Annotated in this window: 16 protein-coding genes, 1 pseudogene and 2 riboswitches; of the genes and pseudogenes, 13 read left to right on the top strand and 4 right to left on the bottom strand. The window is 42.2% G+C overall.

Features of this window, described 5'->3' with window-relative positions; translation table 11 throughout:
- Nucleotides 1-6: 6 nt before the first annotated feature.
- From NQZ67_RS26320 to NQZ67_RS26305, 4 genes are all read right to left on the bottom strand, one after another.
- A complete protein-coding gene (locus NQZ67_RS26320) occupies nt 7-1,710 on the bottom strand; it encodes an ABC transporter ATP-binding protein (protein ID WP_257451856.1) in 1,704 nt (567 codons plus the stop codon).
- A 30-nt stretch (nt 1,711-1,740) separates the two neighbouring features.
- Nucleotides 1,741-2,619, bottom strand: coding sequence for a UTP--glucose-1-phosphate uridylyltransferase GalU (gene galU, locus NQZ67_RS26315; protein WP_257451855.1), 879 nt, complete (start codon nt 2,617-2,619; stop codon nt 1,741-1,743).
- A gap of 55 nt (nt 2,620-2,674) precedes the next feature.
- Nucleotides 2,675-2,965, bottom strand: coding sequence for a PqqD family peptide modification chaperone (locus tag NQZ67_RS26310; protein ID WP_257451854.1), 291 nt, complete (start codon nt 2,963-2,965; stop codon nt 2,675-2,677).
- 108 nt (nt 2,966-3,073) lie between these two features.
- The gene (locus NQZ67_RS26305) at nt 3,074-3,205 is read right to left on the bottom strand and encodes a paeninodin family lasso peptide (protein WP_257451853.1); all 132 of its coding nucleotides are present in this window, start codon (nt 3,203-3,205) and stop codon (nt 3,074-3,076) included.
- Between the two features lie 246 nt (nt 3,206-3,451).
- On the opposite strand from NQZ67_RS26305, the gene NQZ67_RS26300 reads away from it, so the two are divergent.
- From NQZ67_RS26300 to NQZ67_RS26240, 13 genes and pseudogenes are all read left to right on the top strand, one after another.
- Nucleotides 3,452-4,849 (top strand): sugar transferase, encoded by a 1,398-nt coding sequence (locus tag NQZ67_RS26300; protein WP_257451851.1) that lies wholly within the window; start codon nt 3,452-3,454, stop codon nt 4,847-4,849.
- Between the two features lie 39 nt (nt 4,850-4,888).
- A complete protein-coding gene (locus tag NQZ67_RS26295; RefSeq protein WP_257451849.1) occupies nt 4,889-5,812 on the top strand; it encodes a glycosyltransferase family 2 protein in 924 nt (307 codons plus the stop codon).
- 58 nt (nt 5,813-5,870) lie between these two features.
- Entirely contained in the window at nt 5,871-7,172 is a 1,302-nt protein-coding gene (locus NQZ67_RS26290) for a UDP-glucose dehydrogenase family protein (RefSeq protein ID WP_257451848.1), read from the top strand.
- 107 nt (nt 7,173-7,279) lie between these two features.
- Nucleotides 7,280-8,713: an oligosaccharide flippase family protein gene (locus NQZ67_RS26285; RefSeq protein ID WP_257451846.1), complete on the top strand. Its 1,434-nt coding sequence runs from the start codon at nt 7,280-7,282 to the stop codon at nt 8,711-8,713.
- An 88-nt stretch (nt 8,714-8,801) separates the two neighbouring features.
- Nucleotides 8,802-8,886, top strand: a riboswitch (cyclic di-GMP riboswitch).
- Between the two features lie 104 nt (nt 8,887-8,990).
- A riboswitch (cyclic di-GMP riboswitch) is annotated at nt 8,991-9,075 on the top strand.
- 89 nt (nt 9,076-9,164) lie between these two features.
- Nucleotides 9,165-10,460, top strand: coding sequence for a right-handed parallel beta-helix repeat-containing protein (locus NQZ67_RS26280; RefSeq protein ID WP_257451844.1), 1,296 nt, complete (start codon nt 9,165-9,167; stop codon nt 10,458-10,460).
- 752 nt (nt 10,461-11,212) lie between these two features.
- Entirely contained in the window at nt 11,213-12,385 is a 1,173-nt protein-coding gene (locus tag NQZ67_RS26275) for an acyltransferase family protein (RefSeq protein ID WP_257451841.1), read from the top strand.
- A 155-nt stretch (nt 12,386-12,540) separates the two neighbouring features.
- Nucleotides 12,541-12,666, top strand: a pseudogene (locus NQZ67_RS26270) (transposase); the annotation flags it as partial.
- 228 nt (nt 12,667-12,894) lie between these two features.
- Nucleotides 12,895-13,626: a YveK family protein gene (locus NQZ67_RS26265; protein ID WP_257451838.1), complete on the top strand. Its 732-nt coding sequence runs from the start codon at nt 12,895-12,897 to the stop codon at nt 13,624-13,626.
- Nucleotides 13,619-14,284 carry a CpsD/CapB family tyrosine-protein kinase gene (locus NQZ67_RS26260; RefSeq protein WP_257451836.1) on the top strand — a complete coding sequence of 222 codons (666 nt, stop codon included), beginning with the start codon at nt 13,619-13,621 and terminating at the stop codon, nt 14,282-14,284. The genes NQZ67_RS26265 and NQZ67_RS26260 overlap by 8 nt, the downstream gene beginning before the upstream one ends.
- A 24-nt stretch (nt 14,285-14,308) precedes the next feature.
- A complete protein-coding gene (locus NQZ67_RS26255) occupies nt 14,309-15,643 on the top strand; it encodes an O-antigen ligase family protein (protein ID WP_257451833.1) in 1,335 nt (444 codons plus the stop codon).
- On the top strand, nt 15,640-16,098 hold the full coding sequence (gene pssD / locus NQZ67_RS26250) for a PssD/Cps14F family polysaccharide biosynthesis glycosyltransferase (protein WP_257451831.1): 459 nt from the start codon (nt 15,640-15,642) through the stop codon (nt 16,096-16,098). Before NQZ67_RS26255 ends, pssD begins: the two co-directional genes overlap by 4 nt.
- Nucleotides 16,095-16,595 carry a PssE/Cps14G family polysaccharide biosynthesis glycosyltransferase gene (gene pssE / locus NQZ67_RS26245; RefSeq protein ID WP_257451829.1) on the top strand — a complete coding sequence of 167 codons (501 nt, stop codon included), beginning with the start codon at nt 16,095-16,097 and terminating at the stop codon, nt 16,593-16,595. The genes pssD and pssE overlap by 4 nt, the downstream gene beginning before the upstream one ends.
- Nucleotides 16,592-17,671: a glycosyltransferase family 4 protein gene (locus NQZ67_RS26240; protein WP_257451826.1), complete on the top strand. Its 1,080-nt coding sequence runs from the start codon at nt 16,592-16,594 to the stop codon at nt 17,669-17,671. The genes pssE and NQZ67_RS26240 overlap by 4 nt, the downstream gene beginning before the upstream one ends.
- The last annotated feature ends 29 nt before the right edge of the window (nt 17,672-17,700 follow it).

The raw sequence follows: 17,700 nt of genomic DNA, 5'->3' as shown, positions 1-17,700 counted from the left end.
CCTTTTCTATTCCTGCTGAGTAAGTTTCAGCAGCCGTTGTTCACGAATTCTGTACACTTGATCGCAGATGTCGATGACGGAGAGCCGGTGTGTAATCGCGATACAGGTACGATGCGGCGAAAGTTGCTTGATTCGTTTAAGTACTTCCATCTCAGTATCAAGGTCGAGCGCCGATGTCGCTTCGTCCAGCAGAAGAATAGGGGCAGGCCTTAGCAGTGCTCGGGCTATTGCTATTCGCTGGGCTTGGCCTTCGGATAGGCCAATGCCATTCTCTCCGATAACCGTTTCGAAGCCGAGCGGCAGTTTCTCGATAAAGTCGAGCGCGCATGCGCTGCGAGCCGCTTCGCGGAGCTCATCATCGGTGGCGGACGGGTAGCCCATGATAAGGTTATCCCTAATTGTGCCAGAGAATAAGGTGTTGCCCTGCGGCACATAGGAGAAGTAGGCGCGGGTGTCGGCGCCAATGGGCAACGCTTCGCCGGCAGTGGTCCGAATATACGACTGCCCCTCCTGAGGGGTAATTAGGGCCAGCAGTAATCGCAGCAGTGTCGTCTTGCCTTCTCCGGAGGTGCCGACAATAGAGATAATTTCCCCAGATTGGATGGTGAACGAGATGTTCCGCAGCACCGGTTGATTGGGATCGTATCCGTACGAGACGCGGTCGAAGTCAACCGACGCAATAGGCGCAGTCGTCTGGCTCGGCGAATGCTCAACCTGCCGCCGGTCATCTTCATTGGGGAGCTGCTCCATCTCGCGGAGCCGCTCGGCTGATGCCAGAGACGAGATAATCATAGGTAGCGTTCGCGATAGGCCCTCCATTGGCCCTTGGACATAGGCAACTAGTTGCAGGAATGCGGTGAATGTGCCGAAGGAGACCGTACCTCGCGCAAGTCGGGAGGCTCCGATAATAAAGGCAATGAAGAAGCCTGCACGGTAACCGAGCGTAATAACCGTATTGACCAAGGCGTTGAACAAATTACGCTTCAGCACCCAGAACAGCTTCTGCTGCTGGAGCGACTGAACCTGATCAAGATTCCTTCGCTGATTCTCGAAGGTCTTAATAATGAGAATATGACGAACGCTCTCGGTTAGATACGAACGATAGTTACTCTCGGATGCCTGAACCTGGAGCTGCATGCGCTTCAGCTTGCGTCCGATTAACCAGCTGAATAGGATGGACACCGGACCGAGCAGGAAGGCGTAGATGGCCAGCGTGGGATCGAAGTACCACAGAGTGCCAAATGCGGCGATGAGCTGAAAAATCATGGCGATGATGGTGGGGACGGTATTGGTCCATCCGTCTACCACACTACCCACGTCGCTCACAAGCCGGGTCTGAATGTCGCCGTTCGGATAGTTATTTAAGGCCTTCCAGTCAGTGCGGTAATACCGCTCCATGAATCTCAGCTGAATGCCATGGCTCATGGTCTCTCGCAGCTTGCCAGTCCGGTAAGTTAGATAAGGATTGGCGAAGGTCTGCGCGATAAGCAGCAGCGCGAAAAGGGCGATTAACCATGCCGTCAGCGACTTATCGTGAGCCATGAAGGCGTCAATGAGCAGCTTGGACACCGCCGCAACGGCGACGCCGCTTAGGGAGACCAGAACATGGAGCAGAATAACGAGAAGCAGGGGACCCTTGTGGCGGTCGACCTGCTTCGCGAGCCAGATGTAGTTATGCCAAGAAGTAAGTCGTTTCAGCTTAGTTAACATTGCTCCTCCTGAAGTGAGGTGTTCGCACTCTTACTTGACCAGCAGCCGATTAAGATGCGCCTGCATGGCTTCAATGAGTGGTTTCTGCAGATCGGGGGTTCTGAGCGCAAAGTCTAGCGTCGTCAGGACAAAACCAATCCGCTCTCCTACGTCATAGCGTGTGCCTTGAAAGTCGTAGGCATATACGTTCTGGAGCTCATTCAGCTTCTGAATAGCATCGGTCAGCTGAATCTCTCCGCCGGCCCCGATCTCTTGCTTGTCCAGGAAGTCGAAGATCTCCGGTGTGAATACGTAACGGCCCATAATGGCAAGATTCGAAGGAGCTGTACCCAGCGCAGGCTTCTCTACAAAGCGATTGACCTTGTATAGCCGTCCGTCCTGCTCGGATGGATCAATAATTCCGTAACGGTTCGTCTGGTCGTCGGGAACCGTCTGAACACCGATTACCGAGCTTCCGCTCTTCTCGTATTCTTCGATCAACTGGCGCGTGCAAGGAACGTCGCCAGTTACTATATCGTCGCCAAGGAGCACCGCAAACGGCTCATCGCCGATAAAGCGTCTTGCACACCAGACCGCATGGCCGAGACCGCGTGCTTCCTTCTGGCGAATATAGTGAATATCAACCTGTGACGAACGTTGTACTTCTTCAAGTAATTGAAGCTTACCGGACTCAAGCAATTTCCCTTCAAGCTCAAACGAGTTGTCGAAATGATCCTCGATGGCACGCTTGCCCCTGCCCGTCACAATAATAATGTCTTCAATTCCGGCTTCGATAGCCTCTTCTACTATGTACTGAATAGTCGGTTTGTTAATAATCGGCAGCATTTCCTTGGGCATCGCTTTAGTAGCCGGCAGGAAGCGGGTACCGAGCCCGGCGGCGGGAATAATCGCTTTTTTTACTTTTTTCATCGATTTGTCTCTCCACTCTAGTATTTTTATATAAGTTGACTTGCCGGTTAGCTCGCTAAGCAACAATTCGAATGAGCTTCAGATAAACGAGGTTATGAATAAACTCAATGGTCTGCGCGGTACACGTAGGCTCATCTACGTCATACATATCCAGAAGTCGACTCACAATGGATTGCACGGTAATCGGACTCTTTGCCAGAAGCCAGATATCGGAGCTCACGCCGTCCAGCGTGTAGTAATTTCCGGAGTCGATGTGAAGCATACTAATCTCGCCGTCGAGCTCTGTCGCGAGGACATCTTCATTAACAGCGATTGTGTCCGTTAGTTGTATGGATTGCTGTTGCATTTTGCTTATCTCCAATGTCAGGTTTTATATTAAACAAAAAAGAAATCGCAAATTCGCGAACGAAGTTTGGATTTCTTTTTTGATTGACTCAAGCTGTGTAAGTAGAAATTACGAGAACGAGTAGAACGTGTACTTACCGACCGTGATAACGGCGTCAGGGTTTACTTTCAGCTCGTTGCCGTAAGCTGTCTTTGCGACTTCCAGAGATTTAACTTCTGGTTTCTCCCATGTCTTTTTCATTTATCTCACCTCCTGTTTTATTAATAGCTCCGCAGCACCAATAGGTCTAGTTGACTATACGTTAGAAGATATTATAATAGAGCCCGCAAGAATAAACAAGCACGGCTTCCAAAAAATATTAAAAAAACACCAAGGTTAGAAGTTTGGAGGGCCAAAGAATTACCGTCATAGCAAAAAAATAGTAGATGGCTGTCGAAGCATATGGTACATTATACTTATTTAAAAAGAACGGGTAGGTAGGACAGAATGCATAGATCTAATTTGCTAGCTTCAGTTAATTTGCGACAGTTTTTTATTGATGTTTCAGCTCTGGTACTATCATTTATTGTTTCTTATGCCTTTGCAGGGCAATTTTCGGCGTTAATGGCAATCGGCGAATATGTGTGGATTTTATATATTTTCGCAACCGTGTGGCTGTTCTCCATGCATGTCCAACGAATGTATGACAGCACGACGTTCACCTATTCGGATCGCATTGTTAGGAGTGTAATTTTCTCCTCCATTGCATCAGTCATTCTGCTGGGAGCGCTATTCTTTTTTATCAAAGAAACTCATATCAGCAGACTGCTAATCGGTATATATGTATGCTTGTCTACCGTGCTGCTAAGCGCCGTCAGATTCATCAACATTAAGCTTACCAAGAAGTATGGCACTCAGAACAGACCAAGAGTCGTCATAGTGAGTACACCGGCGCTTTCTAAGAAGTTAAGAAGATTTTTGGCCAAAACGAATGTCCAACTAGATGTTATAGGTTACGTACAAGCCTATACCGAGAAACGACTAAAAAGCGGTTATCACCTTGGCTACCTGTCGGAGCTAGAGGACATTGTGAAAAACGAAGTTATTGATGAAGTCATCTTCGCGTTACCAAGAAACTATGTCGGGAAAATAGAACCGTACATACTGAAGTGCGAGCAAATGGGAATAACGGTTAGGATGGTCATCGACTTCTATAACCTCCAGATTTCGCGCACTCATCTATCTAGCATCGGAACCTTCCCCGTATTAACGTTCCATTCCGTCACGATAAATCGCGTGAATTTATTAATTAAGCGCTTGATTGATATTGTAGGAGCTGTTGTTGGTCTGATTATCGCCGGAGTTTTGTCTATACTTATTATTCCACTCATAAAGCTGGAGTCCAAGGGGCCTGCGGTATTCTCTCAGGTGCGCGTGGGCTTGAATGGTCGGAGATTCAAGATCTATAAATTTAGATCCATGTATGCCGATGCAGAGGAGCGGAAGAAAAAGCTAATGGAACAGAATCAGATTAGCGGCGGGTTTATGTTCAAGATGAAGGAAGATCCAAGAATAACGAAGGTTGGGCATATTCTGCGGAAAACCAGCTTGGACGAGCTTCCGCAGTTCATTAACGTGCTGCTAGGCGATATGAGTTTAGTAGGAACAAGGCCGCCTACTATTGATGAAGTGGACCGATATGAATCTTATCATCGGAGAAGGCTTAGCTTTAAGCCAGGATTAACCGGTATGTGGCAGGTAAGCGGACGGAGCAATATTACGGATTTCGAAGAGGTCGTAAAACTAGATACAAGCTATATTGATCAATGGTCGTTATGGTTGGATGTAAAAATTATCTTTAGAACAATAAGAATGGTTATTCATCATAAGAGCGGCGCCATGTAAGCCATGTATCAATTCAATATGAAGGATGGTTAAGAAATTATGGGACAATTAATAGATGATCAGTATAGCGTCAGTGTAGTAATTCCCTCATTTAATAGAGCGAAGACAATTTGGAAAGCTTTGGATAGCGTATTGAATCAAACGTACCCAATCGCGGAAATTATTATTGTCGATGACAATTCTCAGGATGATACGGAAACAGTAGTGAATTCCTATCGAGAAAAACATCCAAATATTACCTATTATAAACATAGTGTAAACCGTGGTGGAGGGGCCGCGAGAAATACTGGCATTGAATTGTCCAAAGGGAGATATATTGCTTTTTTGGATAGTGATGATGAGTGGCTGGAAAATAAAATCGAAAAACAAATGAAACTAGTTTCCACATTAAAGGACAAGAACATAGGTATGGTATACACGGGAATCTATAATGTGTACATTAATCAGGGAAACCGGGTATCAAAGTACTCTCCAAATCGGTATAAAGATATCATGTACGGGTTGTTATGTGAAAATTTTATTGGCAGTACCTCTGTGGTGTTATGTTCGAAGGAAGCTTTGTTAGCAATCGGCGGTTTTGATGTCACATTGCCGAGTTGCCAAGATTGGGATTTATACTTAAAGATTGCAGAGCGTTATGATGTCGTAGGAGTCGAAGAGCCCTTAATCAGATATTATATTCACGATGATAGTATCACCGGCTCGTCAACGAAAGTTATCACCGGACATGATATTCTCCATAGCAAGATAAATAATCAATTGCAATTGCAGAAAAAATATAACAGTAGGAAAATTACCGCCACGCACTCCCTTACGTTAGGGCGTTATTTTGTTAATAAAGGGGAGTATGCGAGAGCTCGAAAATATTTAGTGGATGCTATTAAAACCACAACGAGTGTAAGTATTATTGTTAAGTCGTTGTACCATTTGATATACCGAAGCGTAATTCGAAGATCGGTTTAAGCTCCACTTAAGAAAAAGTAAAAGTAAGTAAGAATTAGAGAGATGGAGAGAATAGTAGATGAAATTAGCAGTAGCTGGAACGGGGTATGTGGGGCTGGTCACAGCAGTTTGTTTGGCCGAAAAGGGACATGATGTGACGTGTGTGGATGTAGATAAGCAGAAGATAGAATTGCTTCAGTCAGGCGTTTCTCCTATCTTCGAGCAGGATCTAGAGGGATTGATGGCACGTAACGCAGAGAGGCTTCATTATACTACCGATTACGAGAGCGCATATCGGGATGCGGAAATCGTTTTTATCGGTGTTGGCACTCCGGAGAAGAAGGATGGGTCTGCGAACCTGACCTATGTCTACAGTGCGGCAAAGCAAATTGCTGAAACGGTGCGGCGGGATTGCGCCGTAGTATTGAAGTCAACGGTACCGATTGGCACGAATGAGAAGATTGAGAAGATCATGCATGACTATAAAGTGCCAGAGGTCATGATTCATGTGGTTTCCAATCCTGAGTTTCTAGCACAAGGGACGGCGGTGCGCGATACTTTGTTCCCCAGCCGGATTGTAGTTGGTGTGGAAGACGGCCAGGCGGAGCGGATCATGCGTGAGGTTTATAAAGGTTTCGAGGCACCTCTGTTAGTGACTAACCGCAGAAGCGCAGAGATGATAAAATACGCATCTAATGATTTCCTGGCACTCAAGATTTCATACATTAATGAGATTGCTAATCTGTGTGAACTGGTTGGCGCGAATGTGCAGGATGTGGCTAAAGGCATGGGCTTCGATCCGCGTATAGGCAGCAAGTTTCTAAATGCGGGCATAGGATACGGTGGCAGCTGCTTCCCTAAGGATACGAAGGCACTTCACTGGTTGGCCAGCATGAATGATTACGAGTTGAAGACAGTAAAGGCAGCCATTGAGGTGAATGAACAGCAGAAGCTCAAGTTGATCAAGAAGGCGAGGAAATATTACGATAACCTCAAGGGTCTGACTGTCGCTGTACTAGGGCTTACCTTCAAGCCGGGAACGGATGATTTGCGAGAGGCTCCATCGCTTGTAAATATCCCCATTCTATTGGAGGATGGAGCTTATGTGAGAGCCTTTGATCCCATTGGGGTTCCAAATTTCAAGAAGTACATAGAACAGACTGGAGTCGAAGGGCTCGACAATCTTTCATATTATGAGAGTATAGAAGAGACAATTAATGGTGCGGATATTTGCTTTATTTTCACGGAGTGGGATGTAATCAAACAGTACGAATCCAAAAATTACAAGAAATTAATGAAAAAGGCCATTGTTCTGGATGGACGGAACTGTCTGGATGTCGTTTCTTCAGATGGCTTGATCTACGAATGTATTGGGAAATAATCGGGTAGCAAAGAGAACGGAGGTCTTATTGAGGCTGAGTCCCAAACCACTCCTAGAATGGGTTGTTTGGGGTTTTTATTATTAATCAAAAAAAGGAAAATAATCATATGAGTGCAATCGATGAGGGTATAGTAAAAAAAACAGGACTCTATTTCATTGGCAATTCTGCTTCAAAGATCATAATGGCCATAATCATCCCATTTTATGCCTATTTTGTAAGCGTTGAAGAATTGGGTGTGTTTGATTACTCCCAAACCATTATGAGCACCGTTTCACCAATAATGTTCCTGGCATTATGGGAAGCTATTCTGCGTTTCCTAGTAGCTGAGAAAGATGAGGAACAACGTAATCATGTTATTGCCACTTCTGTTCGGATTATTCTATTTATCATCATTATGATGTCGGCAACATCTATAATAATAGCATTTACCAGCAGTCAAGTTGCAATGTACACCTTTCTAATGATTATTGTATATGGGGCCGCGCAGGTATGGCAGTATTACGCAAGGGCATTGAAATTTAATCAAGTATATGTTGTTTCCAGTATTATAGGGACAATTCTAAATTTTACAATGCTTATTTTGATGATATGCGTTTTGAAAATGGGCGGAAAAGGATTGTTCTGGTCTTATATTATAGGCCAGCTGTCGATAATCGTGGTTATAGAGTTTAAGATACGCGTATTGAAATATTTGAAGATTGGTACATTTCAGTGGCATTTATTGTGGCAAATGTTAAGATTCTCTCTGCCGTTGGTTCTCAATCTTGCATCAGTTTTTTTAATATCCGGATTTGGAAGGATGATTATCACAAGTCAACTTGGTGCATACGATAATGGATTGTATTCATTTGCAATGAAATTCGGTATCATTATCTCTACTTTGGGCACAGTAATTTCAATGGCATTGATCGAGGAAGCAATTATTAAGAATGAAGAAAAGGACATTGATCAATACTTTTCTAATATTATACAGTTTGTATTCAAGCTTTTCTTGACTATGTGCATATTTGCAATTCCATTTATATCAATATTCTACCATTTCATCTCTAATACGGGGTACTCAGAATCATATACTCTGGTTCCCATCTTTTTGGTGTATGCGCTGGTTATGACGATGTCCACTAACGTAGGGGCTATTTTTCAGGCGAGAAGCAAGACTAATATTCTGTTCTATACAACGGTATTCGGAGCGGTTACAACAATTATTCTTTCGTACTTAACGGTCAATCATTACGGGATTTTGGGGGTAGCCTTCGCTCAAATATTGGGTGGACTTACAATGCTGCTGCTAAGATGGTTGTTTGCCAAGAGATTAATTCATTTTGTCGTTCGTTGGAACAAAATAGTTGCCCTCTCTTTCATATATGGCCTAGTTGTGTTTGCTTGTATCAACGGGGCCAATGTCATGGGAATCGTGACTAGCGTTATAGCTATGTTAGTTGTCTTGTACCTAAATAAAGATATGATTATCGATATGAAGAACATTAAGAAGGGGAATAAAGCACTAGAACAACCCGTTGCTAAAGACCTGAATAGTTAAGAGTTTTTGTCGAAAGAGCTTGTTTTTTTTACTTCTCAATGTTACTATATCTATGTAAATAAATGTTGTTGTCGAATAGAATGAAAACAAACGATAATGGCAAACTTCGTGAAAGCGAAGGGCGCAAAACTAAAGGGGCTAAGTGGGAAACCATATGCCAGCCAGTTCCCGAAAGGTTTTCAGGACTTTGTACCCAAAGAGATCCTGAAATCAGGGTCTCTATTTTTTTGAGATAGTAACTTTGTGAGAATAGTAAAGTGTTTATATACATGAAAACAAACGATAAAGGCAAACTTTGTGAAAACGAAGGGCGCAAAGCTACAGGGGCTAAGTGGGAAACCATATGCCAGCCAGTTTCCGAAAGGTTTTCAGGGCTCGCACTCTAAGAGGAGAATCCTGAGACCAAGGGTCTTCTCTTTATCGTCACTAAAAGCGACGGGGTGTCGGGCTCATGAAAAAACTAATACAAGTTTTATGTGTAGCTATAATGGTGATGTCGATTGGAACTGTTGGCTGGGTGAATGCGGCACATGCAGCAAGCGGAAGTGTGGTTATTAATCTTGTCGATTATAAATCCCATGTCAAGGACCTCGGGACGGCTAATGAAGACTGGGCCCCTGCAATTAAAAAAGCTCAATCTGTTCCGCATACTATTATTCAGTTTCCTGCAGGCGTGATTCGGGTTTCTGAGGTTAGTTTTAAAAGTAAAGAAACGTGGATCGGAAATCAGACCAAACTGCTTCTGAAACCGAAAGCTATGATTACGATGTACAAAGTACACGATGTTGTGTTAGACGGTTTTGAAGTAGATGGCAATAATTTCTTGAATGAAAAAGTCGGCATTAACGTCACGGCTTCAAAAAATGTAACAATCATGAATTCTTACTTTCACCATATTGCGAATAATGCAATTAACGTTGACAGCGATAATGGTTCTGAAAATGTAACAGTTCAGAATTGCAAGTTTGATAATATCGGAAATGACCGAGTAAATCCTACGTATCAAGGCAACGCTGTTTATTTGAAGAATGTGGTAGGCGCTAAGGTTGTTGGTTCGACTTTTGAAAAAATTCGTGGACATGCAGCGATCACTTTTATAAAGTCGAAAAATGTGCTGATCGATGGAAACAATATTCGAAATACTTTTTACAGAGGGATCGAAGGATATTCCAGTAACAGATCGAATGTCAACAAGGGAATTACAATCTCCAACAATGTATTGAACGATATCGGCGGAATTAGTACCGAAGCCGGTGCAAATTCGGCAGTTGCTCGTAACGGTATTTTTGTTCAGAATCCGTACGGCACGGCAGAAGACATTTTAGTTACAAATAATAAAATTACAAACACTGTAGAAAATGGTATCGAAGGGAAAGGTACTTTCGTAGGGAACACAATCGAAAATACATTTTATAAAAAAGACTTGGATACCCCCTCGAAGGAAGGTATTTATCTCACTGCTGGTTCAATCGCTAGAAACAACACAATAATCAATGCGGGCTCGGATGGAATTCTCTCGTTTGGCAACCCCAGCCAATTAACAATAACCGGAAATACAATCATTTCGCCTGCAAGATATGGCATCAGAATTCAGGCCGATGGTCAAGTTGCTTCAAAAATCACAATCGAAGATAATTCGATCGCTTTAAAAGACAATGCAGCCGATAGTAATAATCGTATTCGTCTAATCGCATCCAATGGGGGCCGATTTGTTCAAGAGAGTGTCTCCATGAAAAACAATAAATAGTACGTATACAATTCATATGAATAGAGAGCGTCATAAAATTGAACTACACCCCGACAAGTGGGCAGTGCAAATAATTAAAAATTTAGGCGGCCTTGGTCCTACATGCCATCGGACTAAGGTCGTTTAAATTTGCTTATAGTCGTGATTGTAAAAATCGATGTAGGCCTTAATGTTCCTCTCAAGATCTTTAAAGGTATGGTACTTGTGCAAATCATACCTCTCGCAATTATAGGTAATTGACAAATAAAACCCACGTTTTCAAGCCCCGCAAGAACTGTCACCTTAAAGGCAACGAGAACGAGAGTAGTGCTATAGCATGACCTATCCAACGTTGCTATCTCACTAGGAGAAGCAGGTTGAGGCCTATCGCAAGAGTGGGTTGACTCTACAATCCTGGTATGATCGACAAGGTATTTCCCCAGATTGAATGTTCCCCAGATGAAGCGTGAATGACACACCGATATGGCGTGTGATCTTCCACACCAGATCATGAAACATAGCGTCAAACATAGCGGGATCAAGTTCCCGCAGCTACCGGGAGAGTTGAGACGAGCTGATCAATTCCAGTTGAACTGTCTGCTGTAAAGCCTTCTTGTTTTAAAGGGCCAGGCTATTATCTTCGAGGGATATAAACTGCATAAGCTGGGCAAAAATGAACGGTTTGCTTGTGGTAACGGTATCAAGCTTCTTCACATAGCGATCAAACTGTAAGGTTTTTACCTGCCTGTAACAAAATGTTGGTGTCCAGAGGAATGAAGTATTCCCCGAGTATGGATTTCGTGGTATCCTTGTCCATAGTCAATTCCTTTTGGGAGGTAGTTATAATTAGTGGGTTTGGTGAGAAAAGGAAAAGGATAACCGAAGTTGAGTCAATAAGGGCAATTGCTTGTCTCTGCGTTGTTTTACTGCATTCTATTAAGTACACTGTTGGGTTTGAGTTGAGTGAAGAGTCAACACTTACTGATGAAGTGTTCTTATCCATTGCAGGTATACTGGCATTCGGAACGCCAACTTTCGTTTTTATTTCGGAGTTAATTCTAGCGCGTTCTTATCCGCTGCACTTACCAGATGGATTTTACTGGAAAAGAATTAAATTCATTTTGTTTCCATTTATCACTTGTGCAGTCATATATGCGGTAGCGGATCACTACGGTAATCCTACAAGTATACCGACTAACATCGTTGTGAATTTACTAGGTGGGTATCATGGCTGGTTTGTTTTGGTTGTGTTTCAGTTCTATATACTTCATAAGATAACAGCCAAATATCTTTACAAACATCGTCCAATAACAATTATTTCAGTTTCCCTTTTTGTAAACATCATGTATCTTGGAATATTTAACCTAGTTACTCCGAAAAGTACTGCATTTACCGACTATTTTTGGGACAGGGGCTTTTGGGCGCTTTGTCTAGGATGGGTGTTTTACTTCTTTATAGCTTATTATTGCGGAAAAAACTATGAGTATTTTATTCAGATTATCCGCAAGTACCAAATATGGATATATTCTTCGCTGCCTTTGACCTTAGCCATAATTTTGTTTGACAACCAATCAGGGATATTTGGTTATGGATCAAAGCGCATGGACATGATACCGTTCACTATTAATATAGTATTGGTACTATTCTTGATATTTTCTAGGCTAAGTAAACAACCTAGTTTTCTCCTATTCGTAAGTAAATATTCATACGGGATATATCTAGTGCATCTGTTATGTTTAATGGTTATTAATAAAACGCTTGGAGTACTCGGTATTAATCTTGGATATGGCAAGATGATGGTATTGTTTGTTTCTGCTGTTGTCACATCGATAATTATAATTAAATTAGTGAACATATTTAGTTTTGGGAAGTATCTAGTTGGGGCCAATGGAAATCTGGAGAGTAGAGAGACAGGAAAAAGACGAAAGTACCCTGTTAATGTGTAAACCATCTATATACTTCTTTCGCAAACGAACGTCGTTAGCGAAAGAGTAATCGCGCAAGGGTCGTCCGCAATCGCGGCGGCCTTTTTGCATTCGCGAGTATCGTGTCCTAACTTACATGACGTTAAACGGTCGAGTAGACTGGGGGTTAAATTAATTTGACCGCGGATGACGTGCACGTCTGGGGAATCCAGAAAGTAACTGCTCGTCAATATCTCAATGCAATTGTCCTACTGGCTTCAGCACTTGCACTAGTTGGGAAGAAGAAAAGAGTGGTTGCTTAAATGAGTCGAATGCTGAAATTCTGCGAGTCTATTCATTTTGAAAACTTTGTACTAGTCCATGGGGTCATATTGGCTGTTAATAAAATTGAGGAATTATGCAAAATGCCCTAGTTTAAAAGTTATTCGTTGACATGTAATATGTCCTATCGTAAAGTGAATCTATGGTCCGACATTTTTTGCGTATTTATGATTAAAAAGTATATTGAGTAGGTCTTTGGAGGGAAAAGGGTGGAACTAAAAAATTTTATTCAAGTGATACGAAAGAAAATGTGGTTGTTATCTATTTTTGTTTTAGTCGGGATAGTTGGGGCGTTAATCAAAAGCTATATACTTACAACCCCTCTATATCAAGCGGAAGCGCAGTTGATTGTTAACGATGCTTCTTTGATTGAAAATACGGGGAATGTTAATTCTAATTCCATTGATGCAAGCATCATGTTGATTAATTCCTATAGTGAGATTATCAAGTCTGCAGCGATCATGAATAAAGTTGTCGCAGCATATCCGGACCTAGGCTATACTCCAAAAGAACTATCCGCAAGCGTATCTGTAACCTCAGCCAATCAATCTCAGGTGATGAATCTTACACTGATTGGAACTTCAAATAAGAATGTAACGAATGCAGTTAATGCCATAGCCCATGTATTTATAGCAGAAATTCCTATGATTATGAACGTTGATAATGTCACCATTCTCAGTGAAGCAGTGGATGAAGATAGCAAATACCCTATAAATATGAGCCCTGTTTTGGATTTGATGGTGTCTGTTGTTGTGACTTTATTTCTGGGAATAGGATTCGTTGTGCTGCTTCATTATCTGGACAATACAGTCAAAACTGAAGATGATGTTTTTGAAGTATTGGCCGTCCCAACCTTAGTAAGTATTGCCGAGTTTTCGAAGAAGAATCTCAAGAAGCGTGGGCGGGTTCAAAGGATGGAAGGGGAATCACTTAATGTCTAGAATAGATAAATCATTTTCATTAATTACACATTTGAGCCCGAAGTCTTCTATTGCAGAACATTACCGTAAATTAAGAACGAATATTCAATACTCTTCCATCGACACCCCGAAAAAAGTATTAATGGTCACGTCCACGAAACGTAATGAGGGAAGAACAACAACGATCAGCAACCTTGCTGTAACGTATGCGCTTGATGGTAAAAAGGTATTGTTGTTGGATGCCGACTTGCGTAATCCGCAAATGCACCAGATTTTTGCGTTGAGTAATACGTACGGTTTGACAAATGTTTTGAATGGCGATCTTAGTTGGCAGGAAGCAGTTCACAATACCCACATTCCAGGCCTTTCCGTAATGACGTGCGGAATCATTCCGCCAAATCCTTCGGAAATGCTAGGTAAGAATGAAATGAAGCAATTAATTACCGAATTGAATGAAACATACGATTATGTGCTCATCGATACCCCTCCCCTTGATAGTGTAGCCGACAGTGTAATTGTGAGTTCTTACTGTGACGGGGTAATCATTGTAGTGTTGGCAGGTAAGGTGGAGAAGGATCGTTTGAAGAAGGCCAAAAACAGCCTGGACCTCGTACATGCCAATATTTTAGGGGTCGTATTGAATGGTCGCGATCCAAAAGATGTAAAGGGTGCAGTTTGAAAATAGTATTTGAGGGTGGGTAAGATGTTAGGTCGAAAAACATCTTCAACGTTGTTTGATTTTCCTGTGCGGCAAATGTCATTGATCGTCACTGCAATAGTTCTCTCAACCATCGCTGTGTTTATTCCGATCCCTATGGTCATTCTGGTGTTCGGAGTATTTATTTTTGTTTCATGTCTTCGGTTCCCTCATTATTTGGGGTACATTTCCGTGGTTTCATTTGCCATTTCATTTCAAAAGTATATCGAAATTAGTATTGCCGGAATGGACATTAACTCATTTCAGAAGCTTGGTTTATTTGCCATGATGATTCCCATCTTCTTAAGAGACGGGGGAATCAGGAAACTCTCGGCGCCAACTTTCGTATTTATTTACCTTTTATTTCAATCCTATTTTTTATCCTCGTTACCGTTGGATAACCGCGGGCTAGGCCCAATGAAGGCTTTTATTGGTTTAGTGATTCCGTTCGTCTTTTTATTTATTAACTGGAAGGTGAACGTTTCTAAGAAAATCATCCTTCTAATTATGTTGCTTCCGATGGTTAGTGTGTTATTCGGCTTCCTTCTAAGCATGGCGAATATGGCTCCCTTCATCGGAATTGAATATTCCGGAGCGGTTCGGTTGCAAGGAGCAAATATAGCCGCACATTTAGCGATGCTTGGATTTATTGGGTTTGTTGCAGCGATGATTGAAGTTAGCCGAAATCCAGATAAAAGTCTTGCATTTTACGCAATCGCAGTCGTTAACTTTGTAATTATTGTAGGTTCGGGTACCAGGGGTGCCTTAATAGCTTTAGCGCCGTTTGTGATTGTTTATGTTTTTGAACATGTGCGAAAATTCCTTCGGGGCCGTATTTTAGCTATCTTACCGTTCATTTCGTTTCTTGCAGTAATGGTGGTTATTTTCTTTCATCAGCTTAACAACTATAAGGTTAGACAAAGCACTAGTCTGCTCTCGGGGAGAGATGAAGCTTGGAGCTACTTCTTAAAGGGTGCGAAGGAGACGCCGGTCTTCGGTAAGGGACTCGGTTCGGTACTGGTTGGGAATGACGGAACGTTATACGGCGGATTTGTGGTTCCTCATAACGAGTATATTCGTTTTTATTATGATTGCGGCATTGTTGGTGCAACCCTTTTATTTGTTTCATTATTTTTGATTTTCGCAAGAGTGTACCGAGTGCAGGAGAAAAGAATTCGTGGATATTATTTAGCGTTTATTCTGGGTGTACTTATTTACAGTATCTCGGATAATACTCTTTCCACAAACCAATTTATTATGCCGCTTTGTGCATACTTGAATGCCCTTTATATTATAGGAAGGGAAAAGGCACAAGTTGGGAAAGGTGTTGTGCCCATATGAAAGTTTGTTTGATCAGTTCCACCGGCGGGCACTTTGATGAGCTGCTAAAGATTGTACCGGCAGTGAAGGATTACGATTATTTCATCGTTACTGAACACAGTCAATTGACGCTGGGAGCGGGAAAAGATCACAAAGTGTTGTATCTTCGGCAGCAGGAACGAAAAGACGCAACCTTCGTGTTTACATTCCTGATCAATATTTTTAGATCATTTCGCTACTATTTAAAAGAACGGCCAAAAATTGTTGTTACAACCGGTGCTGGGGCTGCTCTGCCCATGTGTTTAATCGGAATGATTTTTGGTTCGAAAATTGTTTGTGTGGAAAGTTATGCGAAAATCTTTACGCCGAGCATGACAGGGAGATTATTATATAAAATTGCGGATGAATTTTATATTCAGTGGGAAGAACTGGCGGAAAGTTATCCGAAAGCGAAGTACAAGGGGGCGCTATATTGATTTTTCTAACAATTGGTACCCAGCGCTTCCCATTTGGTCGCCTCTTGGAAACTGTTGATTTATTAATTGAAAATAAAATCATTCAAGATAAGGTAATTGCTCAAATCGGATATACGGAATATAAGGCCAAACAAATGGAGACCTTTCAATTTGCTGATGCTGAAACGATGGATAATTATTTGGCTCAAGCTGATTTGTTAATCTGCCATGCAGGAGTCGGGACCATCACTAAGGCACTCAGTATGCAAAAAAAAGTGCTCATTTTCCCAAGGGAGAAGAAGTTCGGTGAGCATGTTGACGACCATCAGTCAGAAATTGCTGCAGTATTCAAACAGCGTGGACATTTGACTGTCGCACATAATTATGAAGAAATGAAAGAACAGATCATGCATATATATGAACAGGACTTTGTCCCATTCCAACCACAACCGTCGTTTCTTTTGGATTCAATTCGAGATTTTGTGGTCAGCATCGATAGAAGGGGGAAGCTATCGTGAAGCGGAGAATCATGGTAGTCGGCTCCTCTCTTAAAGATATGGGTGGTATTGTAACAGTAATTCGCAATATCGAGAATTCAAGAATTGCACAAGAGTATGAACTTTCACGTCTGGAGACATATATTACGGGAAGCGTGATTGCAAAACTAGCCATATTCCTTAATGGAGCTATGAGATTTCTTTGGAGAATGTTCTTTAAACGTCCCGAGTTAGTACATATTCATATGGCTGAGAAGGGAAGTTTTTATCGTAAAATGTTTTTCATTTTGACATCGCGTGTTTTTAATGTTCCAACGATCGTTCATATACATGCTGCAAGTTTCGATGAATTCTATCGCTCAAGTCGATTTCAGATGAAAGTTTGTGATTACGTTCTAAGAAAAGTCAATAAATTAATAGTATTATCCAATTATTGGAAAGATTACTTCTCCTCCATTGTACCAGAAGAACGAATTGAAGTTCTTTATAATGGAGTCTTTTATAAGGAACCCTGTATAAAAGCAGCCCGGAATGAACCAACATGCTTGTTTCTAGGGCGTCTCGGTGAAAGAAAAGGGACGTACGACTTGCTTCAAGCGATCCGAATCCTGAAGCAAAGAGGGGTTCGAGCCCAATTCCTTCTTGCCGGTGATGGCCAAATGGAACTAACTGAAAAGAAAATCGAAGAATACGGCATAGGCGGTTGTACGAAGCTTCTCGGGTGGATAGATGGGAAACAGAAGGAAGAACTCCTTCAAAATGCTGATGCGTTGGTGCTACCTTCTTATAATGAAGGGCTGCCTATGGCAATCCTCGAAGCTATGAATGAGTGCCTACCGGTCATATCGACCACTGTAGGCAGCATTCCTGAGGTAATCGTAAATGGAGAGAATGGATTTCTTATTCAACCCGGTGATATAGAAGAACTGGCGCGTTCTCTTCAAGATATACTTCTCAATGAGGAACTTCGAAATCGTATGGGCAAAGCGAATAATCAAATTATCAGCGAACGGTTTGATTTAAACAACCTCATGGGCAAGCTTTCCTCGGTTTATCGCGAATTACTGTCTTCACCAAAAAAGGAGTTCACCTCCTGATTGATTAAGATTCACGGTTCAGATGAGGT

The sequence above is a fragment of the Paenibacillus soyae genome, from assembly GCF_024623455.1.
GTDB lineage: Bacteria > Bacillota > Bacilli > Paenibacillales > Paenibacillaceae > Pristimantibacillus > Pristimantibacillus soyae.
The sequence above is the reverse complement of the archived record's forward strand: the minus strand, read 5'-3'. Positions and strand labels throughout refer to the sequence as shown.

Coding starts and splice junctions, on each gene's coding strand:
- NQZ67_RS26260 (WP_257451836.1), top strand. CDS start 13,619: ATGTCTAGAATAGATAAATCATTTTCATTAATTACACATTTGAGCCCG.
- NQZ67_RS26295 (WP_257451849.1), top strand. CDS start 4,889: ATGGGACAATTAATAGATGATCAGTATAGCGTCAGTGTAGTAATTCCC.
- NQZ67_RS26305 (WP_257451853.1), bottom strand. CDS start 3,205: ATGAAAAAGACATGGGAGAAACCAGAAGTTAAATCTCTGGAAGTCGCA.
- NQZ67_RS26320 (WP_257451856.1), bottom strand. CDS start 1,710: ATGTTAACTAAGCTGAAACGACTTACTTCTTGGCATAACTACATCTGG.
- NQZ67_RS26290 (WP_257451848.1), top strand. CDS start 5,871: ATGAAATTAGCAGTAGCTGGAACGGGGTATGTGGGGCTGGTCACAGCA.
- NQZ67_RS26255 (WP_257451833.1), top strand. CDS start 14,309: ATGTTAGGTCGAAAAACATCTTCAACGTTGTTTGATTTTCCTGTGCGG.
- NQZ67_RS26285 (WP_257451846.1), top strand. CDS start 7,280: ATGAGTGCAATCGATGAGGGTATAGTAAAAAAAACAGGACTCTATTTC.
- NQZ67_RS26300 (WP_257451851.1), top strand. CDS start 3,452: ATGCATAGATCTAATTTGCTAGCTTCAGTTAATTTGCGACAGTTTTTT.
- galU (WP_257451855.1), bottom strand. CDS start 2,619: ATGAAAAAAGTAAAAAAAGCGATTATTCCCGCCGCCGGGCTCGGTACC.
- NQZ67_RS26275 (WP_257451841.1), top strand. CDS start 11,213: ATGAAGTATTCCCCGAGTATGGATTTCGTGGTATCCTTGTCCATAGTC.
- NQZ67_RS26280 (WP_257451844.1), top strand. CDS start 9,165: ATGAAAAAACTAATACAAGTTTTATGTGTAGCTATAATGGTGATGTCG.
- pssD (WP_257451831.1), top strand. CDS start 15,640: ATGAAAGTTTGTTTGATCAGTTCCACCGGCGGGCACTTTGATGAGCTG.
- NQZ67_RS26310 (WP_257451854.1), bottom strand. CDS start 2,965: ATGCAACAGCAATCCATACAACTAACGGACACAATCGCTGTTAATGAA.